Genomic DNA, 24,565 nt, shown 5'->3' on the forward strand with positions numbered 1-24,565 from the left:
GCAGAGTACATTAGGCGGGGGGAAGAAAGCGGGTGTATGAAAGTAGCCGACGCGATGACCCGCGGTGAGGAGGTCGTGACGGTGTCCCTGCCGGGCACCCGCGACGACGTTCTGGAATACCTCCAAGAGCGTGGGTTCTCTTCTGTTCCTGTGGTGAAAGAGACCGACGAGGGGACGAAGTACCGGGGGCTCATCTCTCGGGAGGACCTCATCGAACACCCCGACGAGGACCAGCTGGCGGTGCTCGTCCGCGAGGTGCCGACCGCGAGCGCCGCCGACGACCTCGAAGCCGTGGCCGCGACGATGGTCGCTGAGGGCGCGCGCCGAATCCCCGTCGTCGACGGCGACGCCATCGAGGGCATCCTCACCGTCACCGACGTGGTCCGGGCCATCGCTCGCGGCGACATCGACGGCGAGACCGAGGTCGGTGACGTCGCCGCCCGCGACGTGAACACGACGTACGTCGACGTTCCCCTGCACATCGTCGAACGCGAGATATTCTACGCGAACGTCCCCTACGCGGTCGTCCTCGACGACGAGGCCTCGCTGGCCGGCATCGTGACCGAAGTCGACATCATCGAGGTCGCCCGCGTCGTCGAAGGCGAGGCCGGCACCGGCGACTCCGTCGCCAATCAGGACGACGAGTGGATGTGGGAGGGCATCAAGGCGGTCGGCAACCGCTACATCCCGACCCGGAACGTCGAGATTCCGGCCGAGCCGGTCTCGAAGTTCATGACCGACGACCTCGTGAGCGTCGCGACGCGCGTCACCGCCAAGGACGCCGCCCAGACGATGATTCGCGAGGACATCGAGCAGATTCCGCTCGTCTCCGGCGACGAGCTCATCGGCGTCGTCCGCGACATCAATCTGCTGGAGGCGCTGTATGAGTGAGGGCGACGAGTCCGCCGCGCTCACCGAACTCGCCAAGCGCCGCGGGTTCTTTTTCGGTTCCTCGGAGGCCTACGGCGGTGTCGGCGGGTTCTACACCTACGGCCCGCAGGGCGCGGCGCTGAAGTCCAACGTCGAGGAGGCGTGGCGCGAGCGCTTCGCCGTCCAGGAGGGCAACCTCGAAATCGAAGCGCCGACCATCATGCCCGAACCCGTCTTCGAGGCGTCGGGTCACCTCGACGGCTTCGACGACATGCTCGTCGAGTGCGCCGAGTGCGGCGAGTCCCACCGCGCTGACCACCTCATCGAGGACAACTCCGAACTGGAGGACGCCGAGACGCTGTCGCCCGAGGAGGCGGCCGAGAAAATCGCCGACCTCGGCCTCGTCTGTCCGACCTGCGGCGCGGACCTCGCCGGCCGGTCGGTCGAGGACTTCAACCTCATGTTCGAGACGAACATCGGCCCCGGCTCGTCGACGCCGGGCTACCTCCGGCCCGAGACGGCGCAGGGCATCTTCGTGGAGTTCCCGCGCATCAAGGAGTACGCGCGCAACAGCCTCCCGTTCGGTGTGACGCAGGTCGGCCGCGCCTACCGCAACGAGATTTCGCCGCGGAAGAGCATCGTCCGCACCCGCGAGTTCACGCAGGCCGAACTGGAGCACTTTATCGACCCCGAGCGCGACGAGGCCGACCTCTCCGCGGTCGAGGACGTGTCGGTGCTTCTGTACCCCGCGACCGAACAGGAGGCCGACGACGGCGACTACGTCGAGACGACTATCGGCGAGGCCGTCGAGGACGGCATCATCGGCAACGCGTGGCTCGGCTACTTCCTCGGCATCGCCCAAGAGTGGTACGAGACGGTCGGCGTCGACATGGACCGCTTCCGCTTCCGCCAGCACCTCGCGGGCGAGCGCGCCCACTACTCCTCGGACTGCTGGGACGCCGAAAGCGAGGTCGACGGCGACTGGATAGAGATTGCGGGCTTCTCCTACCGGAGCGACTACGACCTCTCGAAGCACGGCGAGTACGGCGACGACGACTTCACCGTCTTCCAGCAGTACGACGAGCCGAAGACGGTCGAGCGCGCCGTCGTCGACCCCGACATGGCGACGCTCGGCCCCGAGTTCGGCGCGCAGGCCGCCGACGTGGCCGAGGCGCTTGAGACGCTCGCCGAGCGCGACCCCGACGCCTTCGACGCCGACGAGGTGAACCTCGACGTCGACGGCGAGCAAATCACCGTCGACGCCGACGTGGCCAACTTCTCGGTCGAGACGCAGACCGAGGCGGGCGAGCACATCACGCCGCACGTGGTCGAGCCCTCGTTCGGTATCGACCGCACGGTGTATACGCTTCTCGCGCACGCGTACGAGACCGACGAGGTCGACGGCGAGGCGCGGAGCTACCTCTCGCTTTCGCCGGCGGTCGCGCCGACGAACGTCGGCGTCTTCCCGCTCGTGAGCAACGTCGACGAGCTGGTCGACCTCGCAGACGACGTGGCCGCCGAACTCCGCGCGGCCGGCTTCGCGGTCGTCTACGACGACTCCGGTAGCATCGGTCGGCGCTACCGCCGGCAGGACGAGGTCGGCACGCCGTTCTGCATCACCATCGACCGCGACGGCCTCGAAGGCGACGGCGCGGACACCGTCACCATCCGCGAGCGCGACAGCGGCAAGCAGGTTCGACTGTCCGTCGACGACCTCGTCGGAACGCTCGTCGGCCTGCGCGCCGGCACCGCCTCGTTCGACGACGTGCTCGACGACAACGAGGTCGTCGAGGCGTAACCCGCCGTGGGGCGACCGAGCACCGCCGAGGTGAAGCGGCGACTGGTCCACGCGAGCGGCTCGGGGATGCCGCTTTTGTACCTCCTCGGGCTGGTCGAGTGGCGTACCCTCGGGTATCTGTTCGTCGTCCTCGCGGCGGTCGTCAGCGTCCTCGAACTGCTCCGGCTGTTCGGCGGCCTCGAATGGGTCGTCTACGACGAGCTCACCCGCGAGTACGAACAGGACAACGTCGCCGGCTACGCGCTGTACGTCTACAGCCAGACGGCCGTCGCGCTGGTGTACGGCCCCCACGTCGCGGTGCCGGGGATGCTCATGCTCACCATCGGCGACCCGATAAGCGGGCTTCTCGGCTCCGCGCCGGTGGGCGAGCTGAAGTCGGCGCGGACGCTCGCGGCGATGTTCGCGGTCTGTTTCGCCCTCGCCGCGCCGTTCGTGATTCCCGTCTCGGGAGTCGTCGCCGGCGGGCTCGCCGCGGCCGCCGGGGCCGCCGGCGCGACGCTGGCCGATGGCGCGAAACCGGTCGTCGTCGGCTACGTCATCGACGACAACCTCTCGATTCCGCCGGTCGCCTGTACCGCCATCGCGGGGACGCTCTGGCTGGTCGCCTGACCGGAAGGCGGCTTTATTTCGTCCGCTCGCCAATCGTCGAGACATGACTGTCTACGAGAGCGACCTTCCGGGCGTCGGGAAGAAACACGAGGTTGACCTCGGCGACGGCTCCCGGCTCGTCATCGTGACGCACAACACCGGCAAACGGGAGGTGTTCCGGCGCGCGAGCGCCGACAGCGACTCGGAGAAGCTGTTCGAACTCTCCGACAAGCTCGCCCGGCAGGTGGGGACGCTCCTCGAAGGCGCGTACTTCCAGCCGGTCCAGACGGAGACCATCGAGACGCTTCTGGGCGACAACACGCTCATCGAGTGGGTCGAAGTCGGGGGGGACTCAGCCCTCGCGGGCAAGACGCTCGGCGAGTCTGACCTCCGGCAGGCGACCGGCGCGTCCGTCATCGCCATCGAGCGCGGCGACGAGCTCGTCACCTCGCCCGGCGGCGACGCGATGGTCGAAGCCGGCGACACGCTCGTCGTCATCGGCCCCCGGGCGGCCTGCCGCGAGTTCACGGCGCTCGTCAAAGGGACCTGATGGCGGCGGCGCTACTCGAGTTCGGCTATCTGTTCGCCGTCCTCGCGGTCGTCGGAGCGGTCGCGCTCCGCCTCGGCCTGTCGGTGATTCCCCTCTACGTCGTCGGCGGCGTCGTCGCCGGGCCGCACGTCGCCGGGCGGTTCGGCCTCCCGTACGTCCCGAACGGCGAGGTCGTGACGATTCTGGCGGAGTTCGGTATCGTCCTCCTCCTGTTTTTCCTCGGCTTGGAGTTCAGCCTCGACCGACTCCGGGCGTCCGGGGCGAAAATCGGCCGCGCGGGCGTCATCGACCTCGCGGTGAACCTCCCCATCGGTATCGCTATCGGCCTCGTCCTCGGGTGGTCGCCGGTCGAGGCGCTCCTGCTCGGCGGCATCGTCTACATCTCGTCGTCGGCCATCGTGACGAAGACGCTCATCGACCTCGGGTGGATTGCCGACCCCGAGTCGGAGCCGATTTTGGGCACGCTCGTCTTCGAGGACCTCGCTATCGCGGTCTACCTCGCGGTCGTCACCTCGCTCGTGCTCGGCGGCGACGGCGGCGTCGCGGCCATCGGCCGGTCGCTCGCCATCGCCTTCGGCTTCCTCGGTCTGCTGTTCGTGGCCGTCCAGTACGGGACGGCGTTGTTCGCCCGCCTCCTCGACGTGGAGAACCAAGAGGCGTTCGTCCTGCGGGCGCTCGCGGTCGTCGTCCCCATCTCGGGCGCGGCGCTCGCGCTCGGGGTGAGCGAGGCCGTCGCGGCGTTCTTCGTCGGCATGGGCTTTTCGACGAGCGGCCACCGAGAGCGACTCGAACACCTGCTCGTCTCGGTCCGCGACGTGTTCGCCGCGGTGTTCTTCTTCTGGATCGGGCTCGGAACCGACCCGACGCTGTTGGCGGCGGCCGCCGTCCCGCTCGTCGTCGCGGTCGTCGTGTCGACGCCGTCGAAGGTCGTCTCGGGCTACCTCGGCGGCCGCGCGTACGACCTCTCGGCGCACCGGTCGCTCCGGGTCGGCGTCGGCATGGTCCCCCGAGGCGAGTTCTCGCTCGTCATCGCGGCGCTGGCCGCCGCGGGCACGACGCCGGTGATGCGCGAAATCATCCCGGCGTTCGCGGTCGGCTACGTCTTCGTGATGAGCGCGCTCGGAACGGTGTTGATGCAACGGTCGGACCTCGTGGAGCGACTCGTCTTCCGCGGCGGCGCGGCGGACGGCGAAGCCTCGACGGAGAGCGCCTGAGTCGCTCCCGCGGGACGCAACACTCACCCGAGGAGCCGTCACGTTGCGGGTGCTACAACGAACTGCTGGTCGAACTCGCAGGGGAGTTGCTCGACTGAGGAAACGTTTGCGTCGCCGGAAGCGTTTAATAGGGACGATATCGTATCGTCTCACAATAATGGCGACTCGCGGCACTCTCGCCACTTTTGCCCCGCTGCGAGCCGCGGCTGTCCGACCCCGACGACGGGCCCTTTAGGGCCACAATCATCATCTCCTTCGGGACACGTCGAAATCGCTAATCTTCCATTTTCGTGCCTATAGGCATCTCTACCACTTAATTTCACAGATAGAATGCAAAGAACTTATCTGTATGTCCCCGCCACAGACGAGTACATGAAGAAAGTCGCACTCGCGTTCTCGGGCGGACTCGACACGACAGTCTGCGTCCCGATTCTCGAAGAGGAGTACGGATACGACGAGGTCGTCGGCGTCACCGTCGACGTCGGCCAGCCCGAAGAGGAGTTCGAGGAGGCCTACGAGACGGCCGAGGCCCTCGGACTGGAGCACCACGTCGTCGACGCGAAACAGGAGTTCGCACAGCTCTGTCTCGACTCGGTCTGCGCCAACGCGGACTATCAGGGCTATCCGCTCGGCACCGCGCTCGCGCGCCCGGTCATCGCCAAAGCCATCCTCGAACTCGCCGAAGAGCAGGGCTGTGACGGCATCGCCCACGGCTGTACGGGCAAGGGTAACGACCAGCTCCGCTTCGAGGCGGTCTGGCGCGCCTCCGACCTCGAAGTCATCGCGCCCGTCCGCGAGATGGGCATGACCCGCGAGTGGGAAATCGAGTACGCCGCCGAGAAGGACCTCCCGGTGCAGGGCGGCAACGAGGGCGTCTGGTCCATCGACACGAACCTCTGGAGCCGGTCCATCGAGGGCGGCAACCTCGAAGATCCCGGCTACGTCCCGCCGGAGGACATCTACGAGTGGACCGACCAGCCCTCGGACGAGACGGAGCTCATCGAAATCACGTTCGAAGACGGCTACCCGGTCGCCGTCGACGACGAGGAGCTCGAACCCCTCGAACTCATCTCGCTTCTCAACGAGAAGGCCGGCAAGCACGGCGTCGGCCGCACGGACATGATGGAAGACCGCATGCTCGGCCTCAAGGTGCGCGAGAACTACGAGCACCCGGCCGCGACGACGCTCCTGAACGCCCACGAGGCGCTCGAAGGGCTCGTCCTCACGAAGGAGGAACGCGACTTCAAGGCCACCGTGGACAACGAGTGGTCCCAGAAGGCCTACGAGGGCCTCATCGACGCCCCGCTCGTGGGCGCGCTGAACGCCTTCGTCGAGAAGACCCAACAGCGCGTCACGGGCACCGTGACCATCAAGTTCGAGGGCGGACAGGCCCGCCCGGTCGGCCGCGAGTCCGAGTACGCCGCCTACTCCGAGTCGGCCGCCTCCTTCAACACGGAGACGGTCGACGGCATCGAGCAGGCCGACGCGACGGGCGTCGCCAAGTACCACGGCTTCCAGGCGCGTCTCGCCAACCAGAGCGTCGAAAAGCAGAAGCCCGAACTCGCCGCCGACGGCGGTAGCGACTGAGATGGCAGGCGAGGACGGCGACTCCGAGGGCATCATCCGCCGGGACCGCTTCAGCGGCGGCCCCGCCCGCGGGTTCATGTCGAGCCTCGCGGCCGACGAGCGCATCTTCGAGGCCGACCTCGCCGTCGACCGGGCACACGTCGTGATGCTCGCGTCGCAGGACATCATCGAGTCCGAGGTCGCGAGCGAGATTCTCGCCGCGCTGGACGAGGTCGAGGCCGCGGGCCACGACGCGCTTTCGGGCGGCGAAGACGTCCACGAGGCCATCGAAGCCGCCGTCATCGACATCGTCGGCCCCGACGGCGGGAAGATGCACACCGCCCGCTCGCGCAACGACGAGGTGGCGACCTGCATCCGCTACCGCCTGCGCGAAGACGTGCTTTCGGCCCTCGACGCGGCGCTCGCCCTGCGCGAGTCGCTCGTCGAGACGGCCGCCGAACACACCGAGACGGTGATGCCCGGCTACACGCATCTCCAGCCCGCGCAACCGACGACGGTCGCGCACTTTCTCCTCTCGTACGAGCGGGCGGTCGCCCGCGACTGCGCCCGCCTGCTTTCGGCGTACGAGCGCATCAACCAGTCGCCGCTCGGGTCGGCGGCGTTCGCGGGCACGCCCTTTGACGTGAACCGCGAGCTCGTTTCCGACCTGCTCGGCTTCGACCGCGTGATGGAGAACTCGATGGACGCCGCGGCGACCCGCGACTTCCTCGCGGAGACGCTGTCGGCGCTCACGACCCACGCGGTCACGCTCTCCGGGCTCGCCGAGGACCTCGTAATATTCTCGAACAAGGGCCTCGTCGAGCTGTCGGACGACTACTCGTCGACCTCGTCCATCATGCCGCAGAAGAAGAACCCCGACACGATGGAGCTCGTCCGCGCCGTCGCGGGCGACGCGGTCGGGGAGCTCACCGGCCTCCTGACGACGCTGAAGGGACTGCCGCGCGCGTACAACCGCGACCTCCAGCGCGCCCACAAACACGCGTTCCGCACCGTCGACGACGTGGCCGAGGCGGCCGCGGTCGCCGCCGGCGCGGTCGCGTCGGCGACGTGGCCCGAAGACGAACTCGTCGCGGCCGCGGGCGACGGCTTTTCGACCGCGACCGGCGTGGCGGACCTGCTGGCGATGGCGGGCCTCCCGTTCCGCACGGCCCACGAGGTCGTCGCGGAGGCGGCCGCCCGCTCCGAGGGAACGCCTGACGTGGCAACACTTGACGCCGTCGCTACGGACGTATTAGGTGAGTCACTCTTTACGCACGTGACAGCCGAGGCCGTCGAAGCCGCGCTTGACCCGACCGAGAGCGTGGCGAGTCGCGATTCGGTCGGCGGGCCCGCGCCCGCCGCCGTGGAAGCGACGCTCTCGACGGCCCGCGACGAGCTCTCGGACGACACCGCCGCCGTCGCCGACGCCCGCGACTCGCTCGCGGCGGCCGCCGAGGGGCTCGACGAGGAGGTTTCGAGCTATGTCTGAGTCCGAACACGCGACGCCCGCGGGACTGCTCCGACGACCGCGAGCGACCGCGCCGCGACGACGACCACGCCCGACGCGGGGGACGGGTCGACCGGTCCGACGACCGGTCCCGTCTCCGGCGTCGAGTGAGCGTGGCACCCAAGCTCGACGCGTCGTTCGGCCGACAGGCACTCTCGGCCGATTCGACAGACAACACCCGTTAGAGACTTCTTTGCGTTATTTTTTGCTACGTAATTTTCGACGGATTTAATACCGTCCGTCGACCAGCCACGGATGTAATGAGCGACACCATCACCGCGGAAGACCCGCTGAGCGGAGAAGAAATAGAACTGCCGTCCGACGTCGAAGTCGGTGAAATCATCGACAGCCCCGCCACGGGCGCAGAGCTGGAAGTCGTCTCCCTCGACCCCGTGACACTCGAAGAAGCGCCCGAACTCGAAGAGGACTGGGGAGAATAAATTGCACGTTGGACTGCTCTATTCCCGGATTCGCCGCGACGAGAAGCTGCTTCTCAACGAGCTTCGCGACCGCGGCCACGAGGTGACGAAGATAGACGTTCGGAACGAGCAGTTCGACCTCACGGAGCCGCCGGAATCGTTCGCCGGAGTCGACGTGGTGGTCGACCGCTGTCTGGCGACGAGCAGGAGCATCTACATCACGCGCTTCCTGCAGTCGTACGGAATCCCGGTCGTCAACTCCCACGAGACCGCCGATATCTGCGCCGACAAGGCGAAAAACAGCCTCGCGCTCGCGGACGCGGGCGTCCCTACGCCGAACACGAAAGTGGCGTTCACGGTCGACTCGGCGATGGAAATCGTCGAGGAGTTCGGCTACCCCTGCGTCCTCAAGCCGGTCGTCGGCTCGTGGGGTCGCCTGATGGCGAAAATCGACTCCGAGTCGGCCGCCGAGGCCATCCTCGAACACAAGTCGACGCTCGGCAACTACGAGCACAAGGTGTTCTACATCCAGGAGTTCGTCGAGAAGCCGGGCCGCGACATCCGCGTGCTCGCCACCGACGGCGAGCCCGTGGCCGCGATGGTCCGCTCGTCGGACCACTGGCTCACGAACGCCGCGAAGGGCGCGAGCGTCGAGGAGTTCGAACTCGACGACCGCGCGAAGGAACTCGTCAAGCAGGCGTCCGACGCGGTCGGCGGCGGCCTGCTCGGCGTCGACCTCATGGAAGCAGGTGACGAGTACACCGTCCACGAGGTCAACCACACCGTCGAGTTCAAGGCGCTCAACGACGCCGTCGAGACGGACGTTCCCGCGACGGTCGTCGACTGGCTCGAAGCCAAGGTCGACGGCGAGCAGTCGCTGGCGGAGGTCTCGGCGTGAGCGACCAACTCACCGCGGGCGTCGTCGGCGGCTCCGGCTTCACCGGCGGCGAACTGCTCCGCCTGCTCGACGGCCACCCGAACTTCGACGTCGAACAGGCGACGAGTCGCTCCTACGAGCGCAAGACCGTCGGCCACGTCCACCCGAACCTTCGTCACCTCGACCTCCGTTTCACCTCGCCGGAGGACCTCGAATCGGTCGACGTGCTGTTCACGGCGACGCCCCACGGCGTCTCGATGGAGCACATCGACGCCTTTCAGGACGCGGCGGACACCGTCGTCGACCTCTCTGCGGACTTCCGCCTCTCGGAGGCGGCGCAGTACGACGAGTGGTACGACGGCCACGTCTGCCCCGAATACCTCGAACAGTCGGAGTACGCGCTCCCCGAACTGAACCGCGAGAACCTCCCCGGCGCGGACCTCATCGCCGCGGGCGGCTGTAACGCGACCGCGACGATTCTCGGCCTCAAGCCGCTTTTCGACGCCGGCATCCTCGCCGGCGACGAGCAGGTCGTCGTGGACGTGAAAGTCGGCTCGTCGGAGGGCGGCGCGGGCGCGAGCAAGGCGTCGTCGCACGCCGAGCGCTCGGGCATCGTCCGCCCCTACGCGCCGACCGGCCACCGCCACGAGGCCGAAATCGAGGAGTACCTCGGCCTGTCGGTCTCGTTTACCGTCCACGCGGTCGACATGGTCCGCGGCGCGGCGGCGACCTGTCACGTCTTCCCCGACGGCCCCGTCTCGAAGGGCGACATGTGGAAAGCGTTCCGCGGCTCCTACGGCGACGAGCCGTTCATGCGCACCGTCGCCGGCGGCGGCGGCGTCTACCGCTACCCGGAACCGAAGTCGGTCGCCGGGACGAACTTCGGCGAGGTCGGCTTCGAAGTCGACCCCGGAAACCGACGACTCGTCGTCTTCTCGGCCATCGACAACATGATGAAAGGCTCCGCGGGGCAGGCGGTCCACGCCGCCAACATCGCGCTCGGGCTGGACGAGACCGCCGGACTCGACTTCACCGGCTTCCACCCCGTCGGCTCGCCCTGACCGCACCGCCCCCGAACGCTCGCTCCGACCCACGATGTACGCACCATTTCGACTATGACAGGATACACACGCGAGGAACTGCTCGCGGCACACGAACAGCTCGTCGACAACGAAGCGAACCTACTCACCGACGGCGGTATCGGAATCGGAGATTCCGGTACCTCGTCAGCGCTCCGCGCTGACGGCGGTTCCGAGCCGCCGGTCGTCGTCAAAATCGGCGGCGCGAAGGCCGTCGACCCGAAGGGAGCCGTCTCCGACGTGGCCCACCTCGTCGCCAACGGCACCGACGTGGTCGTCGTCCACGGCGGCTCGACCGCCGTCGACGAGACGCTCGAAGAACTCGGCGAGGAGCCGACGTACGTCGAGTCGCCTTCGGGCGTCTCCGGCCGCTTCACCGACGAGCGCACCATGGAGGTCTTCTCGATGGTGATGCCCGGCAAGCTCAACACGGACCTGACCGCGCTGTTCCGCGAGGCGGGCGTCGACGCGCTCGGTCTCTCAGGGGTCGACGGCGGCCTCCTGACCGGCCCGCGCAAGTCGGCCGTCCGCGTCGTCGAAGACGGCAAGAAGAAAATTAAGCGCGGCGACCACTCCGGGAAGATTACCGCGGTGAACGCGACGCTCCTCGAAACGCTCCTCGACGGCGGTTACACGCCCATCGTGACCGTTCCGATGCTCGCCGACGACGGCGTGGCGGTCAACGCGGACGCCGACCGCGCCGCCGCCGCGGTCGCGGGCGCGCTCGGCGCGAAACTCGTCGTCCTCACCGACGTGAAGGGCGTCTACGCCGACCCCGACGACGAGTCCACGCTCATCGAGACGGCCGACACGCCCGAGGAGTTCTCGGCGCTCGAATCGGCCGCTGAAGGGTTCATGACGAAGAAGGTCATGGCCGCGGAGGAGGCGCTCGACGGCGGGGCCGCCGAGGTCGTCGTCTCCGACGCGAACCTGAACAACCCCATCGTGACGGCGCTCAACGGCGGCGGCACGCACGTGACGCCCGGCGCGCTGGTCGAAACGGAGGAGGCCGGACAATGAGCGGCTTCGTCTTCAACGAGAAACCCATCGCCATCGAGTCCGGCGAGGGGCCGTACCTCTACGCCGACGACGGCACCGAATACCTCGACTTCGGCGCGAGCTACGCCGTCGCCGCGCTCGGCCACTCCCACCCCGCGGTCACCGCCGCGATTCAGGAACAGGCCGCGAAGCTGACCTACGTGCAGGCGTCGTACCCCGTCGAGGTCCGCACGGAACTGTACGAGAAGCTGGCGACGCTCGCGCCCGGCGACATCTCGAACGTCTGGCTCTGTAACTCCGGCACCGAGGCCAACGAGGCGGCGATGAAGTTCGCTCGCTCCGCGACCGGCCGCCAGAAAATCGTCGCCACGAAGCGCGCGTTCCACGGTCGCACCCTCGGGAGCCTCGCGCTGACGTGGAAACAGAAGTACAAAAAGCCCTACGAGCCGGTGGCCGGCGGCGTCGAGTTCGTCAGCTACGGCGACGAAGAAGAACTCGCCGAGGCCGTCGACGACGAGACGGCCGCCGTGTTCTTAGAGCCCATTCAGGGCGAAGGCGGCATCAACCCCGCGACGGCCGAATATCTCCAGACCGCCCGCGACCTGACCGACGACGCGGGTGCCGCGCTCGTCTTCGACGAGATTCAGACCGGCATCGGTCGCACCGGGTCGCTGTGGGCCTGCGAGAACGCCGGCGTCGTCCCCGACATCCTCACGAGCGCGAAGGGCATCGCCAACGGCCTGCCGCTCGGCGCGACGCTCTGTGCCGACTGGATTGCGGACGGCGCGGCCTCGCACGGCTCGACGTTCTCCGGCGGTCCCGTGGTCTGTGCGGCGGCGAACGCCACCCTCGACACCGTCGTCGAGCAGGACCTGCCCGGCCACGCGGCCGCGGTGGGCGACTACCTCACGACGGAACTCGAAGCCGCCGTCGAGGAACACGACCTGCCGGTCCGCGAGGTCCGCGGCGACGGCCTCATGGTCGGCGTCGAAGTCAAACGCGGCGCGAACCGCACGCTGAAGCACCTCGCGCTGTCCGAGCAGTTGCTCGCGCTCCCCGCGGGTCGGACGGTCGTCCGGTTCCTGCCGCCGCTGGTCATCGAGGAGGAGCACGCCGACCGCGCGGTCGATGCCATGACGAACGTGTTATCATGAACGCCGAAATCGACCGCGAAGACGACGAAACAGACGTGGAGACGGAGGGAGCGGCCGACGCCGAGGCCGACGCGAGCGCCGTCTCCGACGACGGGACCGACGCCCTCGACGAGGGCGAGTGGGCCGACGCGCGCCGCCTCCTCTACGACATGGTCTCGACGCCCTCGGTGTCGGGCGACGAGGAGGCGGCCGCCGAGGTCCTGCGGGCGTTCTTCGAGGCGCACGACCGCGAGGTGTGGATAGACGAGATCGGTAACGTCCGCGCGCCGGCCGACGACGCGGTGCTTCTCACCTCCCACATCGACACCGTCCCCGGCGACGTGCCGGTGAAGATAGAAGACGGCGTCCTCTGGGGTCGCGGCAGTGTCGACGCGACGGGACCGCTCTGTTCGATGGCCGCGGCGGCCGTCGAGACGGGCGTCTCGTTCGTCGGCGTCGTCGGCGAGGAGACCTCCTCGCGCGGCGCGTGGCATCTCGTGGAAAACCGCGAGGAGCCCGGCGCGGTCGTCAACGGCGAGCCCTCGGGTTGGGACGGCGTCACCCTCGGTTACCGCGGGTTCCTCTCCGGGACGTACATCTCGACGAGCGAACTGGGCCACTCCTCGCGCCCCGAGGAGAACGCCATCCAGTCCGCGGTCGCGTGGTGGTCCCGCGTGGCCGACTTCTTCGACGAGGAGCGCGACGGCGTCTTCGACACGGTGACGACCAAGCCCGTGACGTTCGACGGCGGCCCGACCGACGACGGCCTCGCGGTCGAGGCGACGGTGGACGTGCAGTTCCGCGTCCCGCCGCGGCTCACCATCGACGACGTGCGCGAGGTCGCGGAGGGCGAACTCACCCGCGGCGGCGTCCACTGGAACAAACCTATCCCGCCGGTCATGATGAGCCCCCGCACCGACGTGGCGCGGGCGTTCCGCGTCGCCATCCGCAACGTCGGCGGCGTGAAGCCCCGACTCCTCCGCAAGACCGGGACCAGCGACATGAACATCTTCGCCGGCACGTGGGACTGCCCGATGGCGACCTACGGCCCCGGCGACTCCGACCTCGACCACGCCCCGAACGAACACCTCGACCTCGCCGAGTTCGACAGCGCCATCGACGTGCTCGTCGACGTGTGCGAGCGGCTGGCCGACGACTGAGCCGAGCCGAGCGGCGGCGACGGCCGAAGACCGAGACGACGAACCGACACGGAGACACGACACACGACACAATGCTCGAAACCACCCATTTCACCGACATCGACGACATCAGCGCATCGGAGTTAGACCGCGTCCTCACCCGCGCCGCCGACATCAAGTCCGGCGACGACGAGACGCAACTCACCCGAGCGACGCTGGCGATGCTCTTCGAGAAGCCGAGTACCCGGACGCGTGTCTCCTTCGAGACGGGGATGACCGAACTGGGCGGCCACGCGCTGTTCCTCGGCCCCGAGGACATCCAACTCGGCCACGGCGAGCCGCTTTCTGACACCGCGCGCGTGCTGGGTCGGTACGGCGACGCCATCATGGTCCGCCTGTTCGACCACGAGGACCTGCTCGAAATCGCGGAGCACTCCGACGCGCCGGTCATCAACGGCCTGACGGACGACGCCCACCCCTGCCAGACGCTCGCCGACCTGCTCACCATCCGCGAGCACGTCGGCGACTTCGACGAGGTGTCCGCGGCGTGGGTCGGCGACGGCAACAACGTCGGCCAGTCGTTCGTCCTCGGCTGTGCGATGGCCGGCATCGACCTCACCGTGGCGACGCCGCCTGAGTACGGCGTCGACGACGACGTGCTCGAGAAGGCCGCCGAACTCGGCTCGACGCCGACGATTACGACCGACCCCGAGGAGGCCGTCGCGGACGCGGACGTGGTCTACACCGACGTGTGGATTTCGATGGGTCAGGAGGACCAGCGCCACGAGAAACTACAGGCGTTCGAGGGGTTCCAGCTCAACGAGGACCTGCTTTCGGGCACCGACGCGAAGGTCATGCACTGCCTGCCGGCCCACCGCGGCGAGGAGATTACCGGCGACGTGCTCGAAGGCGAGCGCTCGCTCGTCTGGGACCAGGCGGAGAACCGCCTGCACGCCCAGAAGGGACTCATCGTCGAACTGCTCGAATAGAGTCGGGTCTGCGGCGGTCGCCGCGCTTTTCAGCTTCTCAGAGGACGCCGTCGAGCATGGGGTACGACGCCCCGAGGACGGCTCCGTAGACGACGTGGCCGACGAGGCTCGTCACGTTCACGTTCGGGAGCGGCGGGTTCGCTGGCGAGCCGACCGCGCCGAGCCACACGGGCATGGCGACGACGGCGAGGACGGCCCAGAGGACGACGCCGTAGCCGACGCCCGCCCCGAGCGACCTGAGCGAGCGGTCGAGGTCGAAGTGGAGGGCGCTCGCGAGGCCGGCGAACGCGACGCCGAGAATCGCACCGTGGGCGACGTGGATGGTGAAGCCGGCGGTCCCACCCGTCAAGCCGTACATCGAGGGAATGGCGACTTCGAGGACCGGCCGCATCTGGACGACCATCATCGCACCCATGACGACGGCGGCGAGCGAGCCGGCGGCGACGCCGGCGCGCCAGGAGGCGGTCGTCGTCGATTCGAGTCGTGTCGTGGCTGTTTCAGAGGCCATGGTTAACGTGCCAACACGTATCATGATAACGCTCTCTCGGACGGGCGGCACCGCCGCACCGCGGGGGTACCGTTATACCGGACCTGTCGAGTCCGGCGGTATCGGGGGCTCCGAGCCTTTTAATCGGATGGCGGCCGAGATTCTCCCGTGGCCCACGCCAACGGCGCACCCGACGACGGCGACGCGGACGGAGCGTGGCGGTTCTTCCCGTACGACGAGCCGTACCCCAATCAGGAGGCGGCGATGTCCGGCATCGCCGACGCGCTCGACGACGAGCGGAACGTCCTCCTCGAAGGGGCGACCGGGACCGGGAAGACCATCTCCGCGCTCGTGCCCGCGCTCTCGTACGCCCGCGAGCACGACAAGACGGTCGTCATCACGACGAACGTCCACCAGCAGATGCGCCAGTTCGTCGAGGACGCCCGCGCCATCACCAGAGAGGAGGCCATCCGCGCGGTGGTGTTCCGCGGGAAGTCCTCGATGTGCCACATCGACGTGGGCTTTCAGGAGTGTCAGACCCTCCGCGATACGACCCGGAGCATCGTCGAAAAAGAGTCCGACAAGGCCGAACTCTCCGAGCAGGCGCAGGCGCTCCTCGACGGGATGCGCGAAGGCGAGTCCGGCGCGGCCGACGCGCGGAGCGCCGTCACGGACGAACTCGACGCCCTCGACGACGAACTGGCGGAGTTGAAAGAGGGCAACTACTGCGAGCACTACTACAACAACCTCGCGCGGAACACAGACGAGTTCTTCGAGTGGCTGTTCGACGACGTGCGAACGCCCGACGAGATTTTCGAGTACGCGGGGAGACAGAACCTCTGCGGCTACGAACTGCTCAAGGAGGGCATGGAGGGCATCGACCTCGTCGTCTGCAACTACCACCACCTGCTCGACCCGATGATACGCGAGCAGTTCTTCCGGTGGTTGGACCGCGACCCCGACGACGTGATTACGGTGTTCGACGAGGCGCACAACATCGAGAGCGCGGCCCGCGACCACGCGAGTCGGGCGCTCACCGAGAACACGCTCGAAAGCGCGATGAACGAGCTGGAAGACGCAGACGACTCGCGGGCCGAGAGCGCCCGCAACGTCATCGGGACGTTCCTCGACGCGCTTCGCGACAGCTACGAGGAGGCGTTCGGCTTCGGCGAGCGCGAGCAGGTCGGCGAGAACTGGTACGACCTCTCAATCGCCAATCAGGGCCGCCGGGACGACCTGACGATGGAGTTCCTGCAGTCCTACGAGGGTCGCGGCATCGACGTGGAGGTCGAACTCGCCCTCCAGTTGGGCAAGCAGTTGGACGAGCAGTACGAAGACGCGTACAAGAACGGCGAGGCGACGACGCGCAAGGAGTGCCAGACGCTCCAGGCGGCGAACTTCATCGCCGACTGGACGGAGATGGGCGGCGAACTCGGCCGCCGCCCGATGCTGTCGGTCCGCCGCGACGGCGGCACCGACGAGATTTACGGCCGCGCCGAGCTGTACACCTGCATCCCGCGAGAGGTCACCAAAGAGCTGTTCGAGGAGGTCCACGCGAGCATCCTGATGTCGGCGACGCTCCGCCCGTTCGACGTGATGGAGGGTGCACTCGGGCTCAAAAACCCGGTGACGATGGCCTACGGCCTCGAATACCCCGAGGAGAACCGCCGGACGTTCTCGGTCTCACTGCCCGCGCTGTTCTCCTCGGAGCGCGACGACCCCGGGACGCAGGAGACCATCGAGGGGATGCTCGCGGACGCGGCCGCCTTCACGCCGGGCAACACGCTCGTGTTCTTCCCGTCGTACGCCGAGGCGGAGCGCCACCACGAGCGCCTGCGGGCGAACCCGGACGTCGATGCGGAGCTGTTCTTGGACGAGCCGGGCGTCCGCGCCGAGGAGATGCGCCGCGAGTTCGTCGGCAAGGACGGCGCGGTGCTTCTCACCTCGCTGTGGGGGACGCTCGCCGAGGGCGTGAGCTTCGATGGCGACGACGCCCGAACGGTCGTGGTCGTCGGCGTGCCCTACCCGCATCTCTCCGAGCGGCTGGAGGCGGTACAGGACGCCTACGACCGCGCCTACCGCGGCAAGAAGGACGCCGGCTGGCGCTACGCCGTCGAGATTCCGACGATTCGGAAGACCAGGCAGGCGCTCGGCCGGGTCATCCGCGCGCCCGACGACTTCGGCGTCCGCGTACTGGCCGACAAGCGCTACACCCGCGAGAGTTCGTCCATGGGGAAGTACGGCGTCCGCGGGTCGTTCCCGGTCGAAGAGCGCGCCGAGATGGTCGACATCGCGCCGAACAAACTCAAGTTCGCGATGCTGAACTTCTACAGCGACCGCGACGCCTACGACGGCGGCCCGCCGCGACCCTGAGCGGGTCGGGCTCGTAGTCGGCGCAACGGCGACGGCGACCGCCGTGTGGTTCTTCCCTGTTCGAACCAACACAACCCTGATGAGTGCGACTCCTCCCGGACCGAAGGGCCTCCCGTTGTTCGGCGCGAGCAGACAGTACGCCCGCGACCCGTTTACGTTCCTGACGGCCGTCGCGGACGCCTACGGCGACGTGGTTCACTTCGACCTCGGCCCGCTCGACACGTACATGCTCACGAACCCGGCGGACGTCGAGACCGTGCTCGTGAGCGAGGCGTCGAAGTTCAGAAAGCCGCAGTTCCAAGACAGGGCCATCGGCGACCTGCTGGGCGACGGCCTGCTCATGAGCGAGGGCGCGACGTGGAAGAGACAGCGCCAACTCGCTCAGCCGGCGTTCGACGTGCGGCGCATCTCGACGATGGCCGGCATGATGACAGACCGGACGGAGTCGATGCTGTCGTCGTGGGGCGACGGCGACGTGGTCGACGTGCAGTTGGAGATGGCGCGGTTGACCGTCGAGATAATCGTCGACGCCATGTTCGGCACCGACCTCGACGACGAGCGCATCCGGCGGGTACAGGAGAACCTCGAACCGCTCGGCGCGCGGTTCGAACCCGACCCGCTTCGGTTCCTGACGCCCGACTGGGCACCGACCCGGGAGAACCGCGAGTACAAAGAGGCGCTGTCGGAACTCGAATCGCTCGTCTGGGACATCGTCGAGGAGCGCCGCGGGACCGAGTACGGCGAGACGCCGGCGTCGTCGGTGCCGGCCGGCGCGACGGACGACGACCGGCCGATGGACCTGCTTTCGATTCTGCTCCGCGCCTACGACGAGGGCGAGCAGACCGAACAGAACCTCCGCGACGAGCTGATGACGATGCTCCTCGCGGGCCACGACACGACGGCGCTGACGCTGACGTACGCGTGGTACCTGCTCTCGCAACACCCCGAGGCGGAGGCGAAGCTCCACCGCGAACTGGACGAGGTGCTCGGCGGGCGGACGCCGACGTTCGAGGACGTGCGAAAACTGGAGTACACCGAGCGCGTGCTGAACGAGGCGATGCGGCTGTACCCGCCGGTGTACGTCATGTTCCGCGAGCCGAAGGTGGACGTTCGCCTCGGCGGCTACCGCGTCCCCGCGGGGTCGGCCATCATGCTCCCGCAGTGGGTCGTCCACCGGTCGGAGCGCTGGTGGGACGACCCGTTGGAGTTCGACCCGGACCGCTGGGCACCCTCCCGGACCGGCGAGCGCCCGCGCTTCGCGTACTTCCCGTTCGGCGGGGGACCGCGCCACTGCATCGGCAAACACCTCTCGCTCCTCGAAGGGCGGCTCATCCTCGGCACCGTCGCCCAGCGGTACGAACTCGACTACGTCCGCGACGAGCCGTTCTCGCTCCGCGGGTCGCTGACGATGCACCCCGAAGAGCCGATGGGGATGCGACTCCGGGCGCGAGAGTGACGGACGGGCGGACGGTGGTCTGCGCGCCGCCGGCGGCGACGACGACAGTCGAATCTCCAACGACCGTCAGGGCCTCGCGGTCAGGCCGGGAGCGAAATCGAGCCGGCGGTCTCGCGGAACGACGAGTCGTAGACGTCGAGCTGTGAGACGGTCCACTCGACGGGGTCGAGCGGCTGGCTCGCGACCGCGCGGGCGTCGGCGACGCTCCCGCCGCGGGCGAGCGTGACGTGCGGGACGTAGTCGTCGCCCTCGATACCCTCGATAGCGCCGAACTCGTCGGCGAGCGCGCGGTGCAGGTCGAGGAGGCCGGGGCTCTCGACCGCGAGGTAGACGACCGGCGCGGCCCCGCGAGGCGGTTCCTCGAAGAACCGGATGTCGGTCACGCGGGCCTCGAACGCCGGTTGACCGGCGAGCGCGCGCCGCAACTGTTCGCGCAGGCGGTCGAGGTCGGCGTCTTCGAACCGCTTGCAGACGAGCGTGTGCCGGTCGCGAACCCGGTCGAACGGCGCGAGGTACGGAAACAGGTCGGACGCGAGGCGGGCGACCCGCCCCGGAACCGGGACGTTCAGACTGTACACGCCCGTGTCTCACGGGAGAGACACAAAGGCGTATCGTCGTCGCCGCGGAGGGCGGTTAGATTCGGTCGAGGAGCCAGAGGACGATGAGCACCGCGACGACGAGGCCCAAAAGCGGCTGGAGCGGGCCGAGCAACGCGCCGAACAGCCCGAGCACCTCGCCGATGATTTCGAGGACGAGCCAGACGAGGACGAGCAGGAGGATGATTTTCAGCAGGTCCTCCACGTCGATTCGGCCGCGGTTCGTTCGCATACGGGGGCGTGGGGCGTTCGCGGACAAATAGCTGGTGGCCGGGTGGGGGGATGGCCGGGTAGCTTTATTCCGCCTCGGTGTCACTCTCCACCATGGACAGCCTGTTCTACCAACTCGGGCGGCTCTCCGCGTCGGGGTCGTCGGCCTCGTCGTCGGGCGCGGAGCGAGTCGACAGCGAGCCCGGTCGAATCCCGCGGTGGCTCGGTCCCCTCGCGGTCGCGGTGGTCGTCTTCGGCCTCGCGGTCGTCGTCTTCCCCGTCACGCCGCTGACGCTCGCGGGCTACGTCGCCCTCGCGCTCGCGGTCGCCGCGGTGTACGACGCGGTCGAAGTCGTGCAGGCGTACGAAAAGCGGACGCTCACGGTGTTCGGCGACTATAAGGGGATTCTCGAACCGGGGCTGAACGTCGTCCCGCCGTTCGTCTCGAAGACCTACCGCTTCGACATGCGGACCCAGACGCTGGACGTGCCCTCCCAAGAGGCCATCACGGAGGACAACTCGCCGGTCACGGCCGACGCCGTCGTCTACATCCGCGTGATGGACCCCGAACGCGCCTTCCTGCAGGTCGACAACTACCGCCGGGCCGTCTCGTTGCTCGCACAGACGACGCTCCGGGCCGCCCTCGGCGACATGGAACTCGACGACACGCTGGCGCGACGCGACCACATCAACGCGCGCATCCGCCGGGAACTCGACGAGCCGACCGACGAGTGGGGCGTCCGCGTGGAGTCCGTCGAGGTCCGCGAGGTGAAGCCCTCGAAGGACGTCCAGCAGGCGATGGAACAGCAGACCTCCGCCGAGCGCCGCCGCCGCGCCATGATTCTCGAAGCGCAGGGCGAGCGCCGCTCCGCCGTCGAGAAAGCGGAGGGGGACAAGCAGTCGAACATCATCCGCGCGCAGGGCGAAAAGCAGTCGCAGATTCTCGAAGCGCAGGGCGACGCCATCTCGACGGTGCTTCGGGCCCGCGCGGCGGAGTCGATGGGCGAACGCGCCATCATCGACAAGGGCATGGAGACGCTGGGGAACATCGGCACCTCGCCGTCGACGACGTACGTGCTACCGCAGGAGCTCACGTCGCTTCTCGGTCGCTACGGGAAGGGACTGAGCGGTTCCGACGTACAGCAGGCCGCGGGACTCGAAAGCAAGGCGTTCGACGAGGAGACCCGCGAACTCCTCGGCCTCGACGACATCGCCGAGATACTCGGTGAGTTAGACGGCATCGAGACGGCGGACATCTCCGCGGACGCCGTCGACATCGAAATCGAAGACGGCGGCGTCGAGACTGAACGCGTCGAGTGAGCGAAAAGTCTGATACGCGAATCGGCCGTGAACCCGGCAGACGCGCCGGAGGTCTGGTACAGCGTCGTGGTCGGTCTGCGGGGGCGACCGACGTGAGTCCCGTCGTCCGGCCGTCGCGGTTCGGCGAGGCGCGAGGCGGACGTGAGACGGGAGACCACTCGGTGCGTCGACTCCGGGTCGCGGCTGATTTTCCGTCTTCGTCCGGTCGAACGAGCGTCCGAACAGTCGCGAACGGTCCCCCGAACACGGGCGAGAGACGGGCGTCGGCGTCCCACCACCGGTCTGCGGTTCGCGCAGACATCGTAGTGAACGAGATAGTCACTATTAATGATTTAGGTCGTTGAAACGCCGAGCGACCCGCCAAACCAGCCAATCCGAGCGATTAATCGCCTTTATTTCTATTTTTCACGACGTAGAATAATTTAACCCTACTCGTCACGGACCGTGTGGTATGCAACAGCAGTCGTCGGTCGGGACGCGGTCGCTGTCGGCGTCTCGGGCCGAGATGAGCGAGATTCTGATGCCCAACGACACGAACAACCTCGGGCGCGCCCTCGGGGGGCGGATTCTGGAGTGGATGGACGTCTGCGGGGCCATCGCCGGTCGGCGCTTCGCCGAGCGGCAGGTGGTCACGGCGTCGATGGACCACGTGGACTTCCTCGCGCCCATCGACGTGGGCGACGTGGTGACCGTCGAGGCGTACGTCTTCGATACCGGTCGCACCAGCATGGACATCAAGGTGGACGTGACGGCCGAGCGGCCCAGCGAGGGCGACCGTCGCGAGACCATCACCTCCTTTTTCACCTTCGTCGCGCTCGGCGACGACGAGAAGCCGATTCCCGTGCCTGACCTCGTCTGCGACTCCCGAGAGGAGCGCGAACTGCGCGACTCGGCGCTCCAGAAGCGCCGCGAGCACCGCGCCGCGCTGGCAGAAGAGTCCGAGTAGAGCCGCCCGCTCGCGGGCAGGTTATGCTTCGTCCACCGCGCGGACGGTCAACACCGGCGCGTCGGACTGCCGGACGACGCGCTCGGTGACGGAGCCGACGAGGTAGTGGTCGAGACCGGTGCGGCCGTGGGTCGCCATCACGACGAGGTCGATGTCGCCGTCGGCGGCGTAGTCGACGATAGTCGAGTGCGGGACGCCCTCCACGACGGTTCGTTCGGTCTCGACGGCGTCGGGAAGCGCCTCGATTGCGGCGTCGGCCGCGGACTCGGCGCGTTCGAGTTCGGACTTCTCCCACACGTCCGGCGCGATGCCGGCCGAGGGCGATTCGAAGCGGTTGCGCGAGTCGGCCACCGACAGCACGTGGACCGTCGCGCCGTAGGTCTCCGCGAGAGTCGCCGCGTGCTCGATGGTCGCGTCGGTCGCGTCACTGCCGTCGGTCGGAAGCAGGATGTGGTCGTACATGGGTGAGAGTTCAGAGCCGAGGACTGTGAAAGTGGTGCCAGTGGGGTGGTTCGGGTGGTCGTGAGCCGTTAGATACCCAGTGCCATCAGGAACAGCGCCAGCGAGATGACGGCGAAGAGGACGCCGACGAAGTTCTTGATGACGCTGGTCTCCAGCGCGTTCGATACGTAGGGAGCGATTTGGCCGCCGAGGACCGTCGCGGGGACGGTGAACACGACCATGTTCCACGGCGTCGTCGCGAGGCTCAGCGAGTGGCCGCCGACGAGGCCGCCGCCGAAGACGTGGACCAGCGACGCCAAGACGGCGGTCAGCGCGACGACGATGTGGTTCGTACCGATGGCGACGCGGACGGGGACTTTCGTGCCGAGCATCGAGATGATGCCGAGTTCGCCGATACCGAAGCCGGCGAGGCCCTGGAACATCCCGCCGACGCTGTAGTTGGCGAAGCGACGCAGGTAGCCGCCGCGGGTGTAGGTGTAGTCGTCGCCGTCGCGGTCGACGCGGGTGACGGTGCCGTCGTCGGCCGTGTCGACGCCCGCGGGGCCGAGCTTACCGGGGTCGTTGGGGAGGCTCGCGGAGACGGTACCGCCGTCGGTGGCCGCGGCGTGGTCGGAGTCCGACGAGCCGTGGTCCTCGTGACCGAGGTCGGCGGTGAAAAGCAGGTACGACGCGGCGAGCAGTGCGATGCCGAGCAGTGCGTGGAAGACCACGTCGGGGATGACGAACGACAGGAGCGCGCCGCCGACGACGAACGGAATCGACCCGCCGACGAGCGTCAGCGCCAGTCGACGGTCGACGAGACCGTACTGGATGAAGGCGACGGCCGAACTGGAGAGGCCGAACGCCTCGCTGATGAGGCCCACCTTCACCAGCGTCGACGAGTCGAGCGGGTGTGCGAAGATGGGGAAGATGAAGATGAGAAACGGGACGAAGAGCGCCGACCCGCTGATTCCGACCGTGTTCACGATGGTCGCGCCGGTGAGGAACACCGGGAACAGCCACCAGTACTGGAGCCAGTACTCCATGCCTGCACCCGACGGCGTCGGTGCCATGGTAAGCACCGAAACGAGGAACAGCAGGGGAGCGATGAACACGAGGATATGTTGGTACTTCAGGAACGACTTCTGGACGTGACTGAGAGACTGAGAGCTCATGGTTCTCGTTGTTGTCAGTACGCAGTAGCGTTCGCGTGCACTCGCGTCGAGTAGCACGTCGAAAACAGCCCGTTCGCCGAGTCATCAGCGGCACCGACCCGCGCGCGTTCACCGTCTCCCGGGGATGCGACCGTGTCGCACGCCGGGAGGACCGGCGTGCGGTGGTCGCCCGAACTGTCGAGCACGGAGTGTTCGAATCCGCGGACCATTCAGGTAATGCCTCCGTTGGGGTAGGCGTGGTGAACGGTGTGGGTTGCAGGCTCGTCCGCCGAGGTGCGGATCACGGTGGAACGGGCATAGCGAGGACGGTCTAATAAATCTTGATGTCACCCGGTGATTTTGGGTACGTTCCACACACCGACGCGCGTCGAAAAACCAGTAACATGTGTTTCTATCCAAAATCTGTGTTCACTCGTTGAGTTCGAATGCCCGGCTGACCAGCGCCCGTTCGGTCTCGTAGGTGAGCCGTTCGAGGGCTTCGACCGGGGTGAGCCACCGGCGCGCGTCCACCTCGTCGTCCGGTTCGAACGGGCGCTCGTCGGCGACGCGCATATGCCAGACGAACACGCCTTTCGGCCCGCCCGGCGTCCCCGCGTCGTCGGGGACGCGGTACTCGTAGCGCCCGGCGAACCGACCGCAGTCGACGTCACAGCGCGTCTCCTCGCGGACTTCCCTGACGGCGGTCTCGACCAGCGTCTCGCCGGGTTCGAGTTTCCCCTTCGGGAGCGACCAGTCGTCGTAGCGCGGCCGGTGGACGAGACAGAGTCGGCCGTCGTCGCGGCGGAGAAGCCCGCCGGCCGCGAACGTCAGGGTTGGCGGTTGAGACACGGCCG

At 67.8% G+C, this 24,565-nt stretch carries 24 protein-coding genes; 18 read left to right on the top strand and 6 right to left on the bottom strand.

Going from position 1 to position 24,565, the window contains the following annotated elements; genetic code table 11:
* Nucleotides 1-36: 36 nt before the first annotated feature.
* The 14 genes from ACFQI8_RS13150 (at nucleotide 37) to argF (ending at nucleotide 14,728) form a co-directional block, all read left to right on the top strand.
* On the top strand, nucleotides 37-891 hold the full coding sequence (locus ACFQI8_RS13150; RefSeq protein WP_390245475.1) for a CBS domain-containing protein: 855 nt from the start codon (nucleotides 37-39) through the stop codon (nucleotides 889-891).
* Nucleotides 884-2,668 (top strand): glycine--tRNA ligase, encoded by a 1,785-nt coding sequence (glyS, locus tag ACFQI8_RS13155; protein WP_390245477.1) that lies wholly within the window; start codon nucleotides 884-886, stop codon nucleotides 2,666-2,668. The genes ACFQI8_RS13150 and glyS overlap by 8 nt, the downstream gene beginning before the upstream one ends.
* A gap of 6 nt (nucleotides 2,669-2,674) precedes the next feature.
* Entirely contained in the window at nucleotides 2,675-3,277 is a 603-nt protein-coding gene (locus tag ACFQI8_RS13160) for a dolichol kinase (RefSeq protein ID WP_390245479.1), read from the top strand.
* A gap of 43 nt (nucleotides 3,278-3,320) precedes the next feature.
* Nucleotides 3,321-3,806 (top strand): cation:proton antiporter regulatory subunit, encoded by a 486-nt coding sequence (locus tag ACFQI8_RS13165; protein ID WP_390245481.1) that lies wholly within the window; start codon nucleotides 3,321-3,323, stop codon nucleotides 3,804-3,806.
* Nucleotides 3,806-5,020 carry a cation:proton antiporter gene (locus tag ACFQI8_RS13170; protein ID WP_390245483.1) on the top strand — a complete coding sequence of 405 codons (1,215 nt, stop codon included), beginning with the start codon at nucleotides 3,806-3,808 and terminating at the stop codon, nucleotides 5,018-5,020. Before ACFQI8_RS13165 ends, ACFQI8_RS13170 begins: the two co-directional genes overlap by 1 nt.
* A 372-nt stretch (nucleotides 5,021-5,392) precedes the next feature.
* Nucleotides 5,393-6,607 (top strand): argininosuccinate synthase, encoded by a 1,215-nt coding sequence (locus ACFQI8_RS13175; RefSeq protein ID WP_390245485.1) that lies wholly within the window; start codon nucleotides 5,393-5,395, stop codon nucleotides 6,605-6,607.
* 1 nt (nucleotide 6,608) lies between these two features.
* Nucleotides 6,609-8,075 (top strand): argininosuccinate lyase, encoded by a 1,467-nt coding sequence (gene argH / locus ACFQI8_RS13180; protein WP_390245487.1) that lies wholly within the window; start codon nucleotides 6,609-6,611, stop codon nucleotides 8,073-8,075.
* Nucleotides 8,076-8,353: 278 nt separating this feature from the next.
* Complete coding sequence (gene lysW / locus ACFQI8_RS13185) at nucleotides 8,354-8,533, top strand: lysine biosynthesis protein LysW (RefSeq protein ID WP_004968787.1); 180 nt, start codon at nucleotides 8,354-8,356, stop codon at nucleotides 8,531-8,533.
* A gap of 1 nt (nucleotide 8,534) precedes the next feature.
* Nucleotides 8,535-9,410 carry a lysine biosynthesis protein LysX gene (gene lysX, locus ACFQI8_RS13190; protein WP_390245489.1) on the top strand — a complete coding sequence of 292 codons (876 nt, stop codon included), beginning with the start codon at nucleotides 8,535-8,537 and terminating at the stop codon, nucleotides 9,408-9,410.
* Nucleotides 9,407-10,450, top strand: coding sequence for an N-acetyl-gamma-glutamyl-phosphate reductase (gene argC / locus ACFQI8_RS13195; RefSeq protein ID WP_390245492.1), 1,044 nt, complete (start codon nucleotides 9,407-9,409; stop codon nucleotides 10,448-10,450). The genes lysX and argC overlap by 4 nt, the downstream gene beginning before the upstream one ends.
* Nucleotides 10,451-10,504: 54 nt before the next feature.
* Nucleotides 10,505-11,488, top strand: coding sequence for an acetylglutamate/acetylaminoadipate kinase (locus ACFQI8_RS13200; RefSeq protein ID WP_390245493.1), 984 nt, complete (start codon nucleotides 10,505-10,507; stop codon nucleotides 11,486-11,488).
* Entirely contained in the window at nucleotides 11,485-12,621 is a 1,137-nt protein-coding gene (locus ACFQI8_RS13205; RefSeq protein ID WP_390245495.1) for an aspartate aminotransferase family protein, read from the top strand. Before ACFQI8_RS13200 ends, ACFQI8_RS13205 begins: the two co-directional genes overlap by 4 nt.
* The gene (locus tag ACFQI8_RS13210) at nucleotides 12,618-13,760 is read left to right on the top strand and encodes a [LysW]-lysine hydrolase (RefSeq protein ID WP_390245496.1); all 1,143 of its coding nucleotides are present in this window, start codon (nucleotides 12,618-12,620) and stop codon (nucleotides 13,758-13,760) included. The genes ACFQI8_RS13205 and ACFQI8_RS13210 overlap by 4 nt, the downstream gene beginning before the upstream one ends.
* Before the next feature lie 71 nt (nucleotides 13,761-13,831).
* Nucleotides 13,832-14,728, top strand: a complete 897-nt coding sequence (gene argF, locus ACFQI8_RS13215) for an ornithine carbamoyltransferase (RefSeq protein ID WP_390245498.1) — start codon at nucleotides 13,832-13,834, stop codon at nucleotides 14,726-14,728.
* A gap of 37 nt (nucleotides 14,729-14,765) precedes the next feature.
* Here the strand turns inward: argF and ACFQI8_RS13220 are convergent, their stop codons facing one another.
* Nucleotides 14,766-15,236 (bottom strand): DUF6789 family protein, encoded by a 471-nt coding sequence (locus tag ACFQI8_RS13220; RefSeq protein WP_390245500.1) that lies wholly within the window; start codon nucleotides 15,234-15,236, stop codon nucleotides 14,766-14,768.
* 147 nt (nucleotides 15,237-15,383) lie between these two features.
* On the opposite strand from ACFQI8_RS13220, the gene ACFQI8_RS13225 reads away from it, so the two are divergent.
* Nucleotides 15,384-17,588, top strand: coding sequence for an ATP-dependent DNA helicase (locus ACFQI8_RS13225; protein WP_390245502.1), 2,205 nt, complete (start codon nucleotides 15,384-15,386; stop codon nucleotides 17,586-17,588).
* Between the two features lie 79 nt (nucleotides 17,589-17,667).
* A complete protein-coding gene (locus tag ACFQI8_RS13230; RefSeq protein WP_390245504.1) occupies nucleotides 17,668-19,044 on the top strand; it encodes a cytochrome P450 in 1,377 nt (458 codons plus the stop codon).
* Between the two features lie 80 nt (nucleotides 19,045-19,124).
* Here the strand turns inward: ACFQI8_RS13230 and ACFQI8_RS13235 are convergent, their stop codons facing one another.
* Both ACFQI8_RS13235 and ACFQI8_RS13240 read right to left on the bottom strand, forming a co-directional pair.
* Nucleotides 19,125-19,622 carry a 2'-5' RNA ligase family protein gene (locus ACFQI8_RS13235; protein WP_390245506.1) on the bottom strand — a complete coding sequence of 166 codons (498 nt, stop codon included), beginning with the start codon at nucleotides 19,620-19,622 and terminating at the stop codon, nucleotides 19,125-19,127.
* Nucleotides 19,623-19,677: 55 nt separating this feature from the next.
* The gene (locus tag ACFQI8_RS13240; RefSeq protein ID WP_006600854.1) at nucleotides 19,678-19,872 is read right to left on the bottom strand and encodes a DUF7554 family protein; all 195 of its coding nucleotides are present in this window, start codon (nucleotides 19,870-19,872) and stop codon (nucleotides 19,678-19,680) included.
* Nucleotides 19,873-19,964: 92 nt separating this feature from the next.
* On the opposite strand from ACFQI8_RS13240, the gene ACFQI8_RS13245 reads away from it, so the two are divergent.
* Together ACFQI8_RS13245 and ACFQI8_RS13250 are read left to right on the top strand one after the other, a co-directional pair.
* Nucleotides 19,965-21,170 (top strand): SPFH domain-containing protein, encoded by a 1,206-nt coding sequence (locus ACFQI8_RS13245; protein WP_390245508.1) that lies wholly within the window; start codon nucleotides 19,965-19,967, stop codon nucleotides 21,168-21,170.
* 451 nt (nucleotides 21,171-21,621) lie between these two features.
* Nucleotides 21,622-22,116, top strand: coding sequence for an acyl-CoA thioesterase (locus ACFQI8_RS13250; RefSeq protein ID WP_390245510.1), 495 nt, complete (start codon nucleotides 21,622-21,624; stop codon nucleotides 22,114-22,116).
* A gap of 21 nt (nucleotides 22,117-22,137) precedes the next feature.
* Here the strand turns inward: ACFQI8_RS13250 and ACFQI8_RS13255 are convergent, their stop codons facing one another.
* The 3 genes from ACFQI8_RS13255 to ACFQI8_RS13265 form a co-directional block, all read right to left on the bottom strand.
* Nucleotides 22,138-22,578 (bottom strand): universal stress protein, encoded by a 441-nt coding sequence (locus ACFQI8_RS13255; protein WP_390245512.1) that lies wholly within the window; start codon nucleotides 22,576-22,578, stop codon nucleotides 22,138-22,140.
* Nucleotides 22,579-22,646: 68 nt separating this feature from the next.
* A complete protein-coding gene (locus ACFQI8_RS13260) occupies nucleotides 22,647-23,732 on the bottom strand; it encodes a TSUP family transporter (protein WP_390245514.1) in 1,086 nt (361 codons plus the stop codon).
* A gap of 408 nt (nucleotides 23,733-24,140) precedes the next feature.
* Nucleotides 24,141-24,560 carry an NUDIX hydrolase gene (locus ACFQI8_RS13265; RefSeq protein WP_390245516.1) on the bottom strand — a complete coding sequence of 140 codons (420 nt, stop codon included), beginning with the start codon at nucleotides 24,558-24,560 and terminating at the stop codon, nucleotides 24,141-24,143.
* Nucleotides 24,561-24,565 lie beyond the last annotated feature (5 nt).

Origin of the sequence: Haloferax chudinovii (assembly GCF_042663345.1) — an archaeon.
Taxonomy (GTDB): Archaea; Halobacteriota; Halobacteria; order Halobacteriales; family Haloferacaceae; genus Haloferax; species Haloferax chudinovii.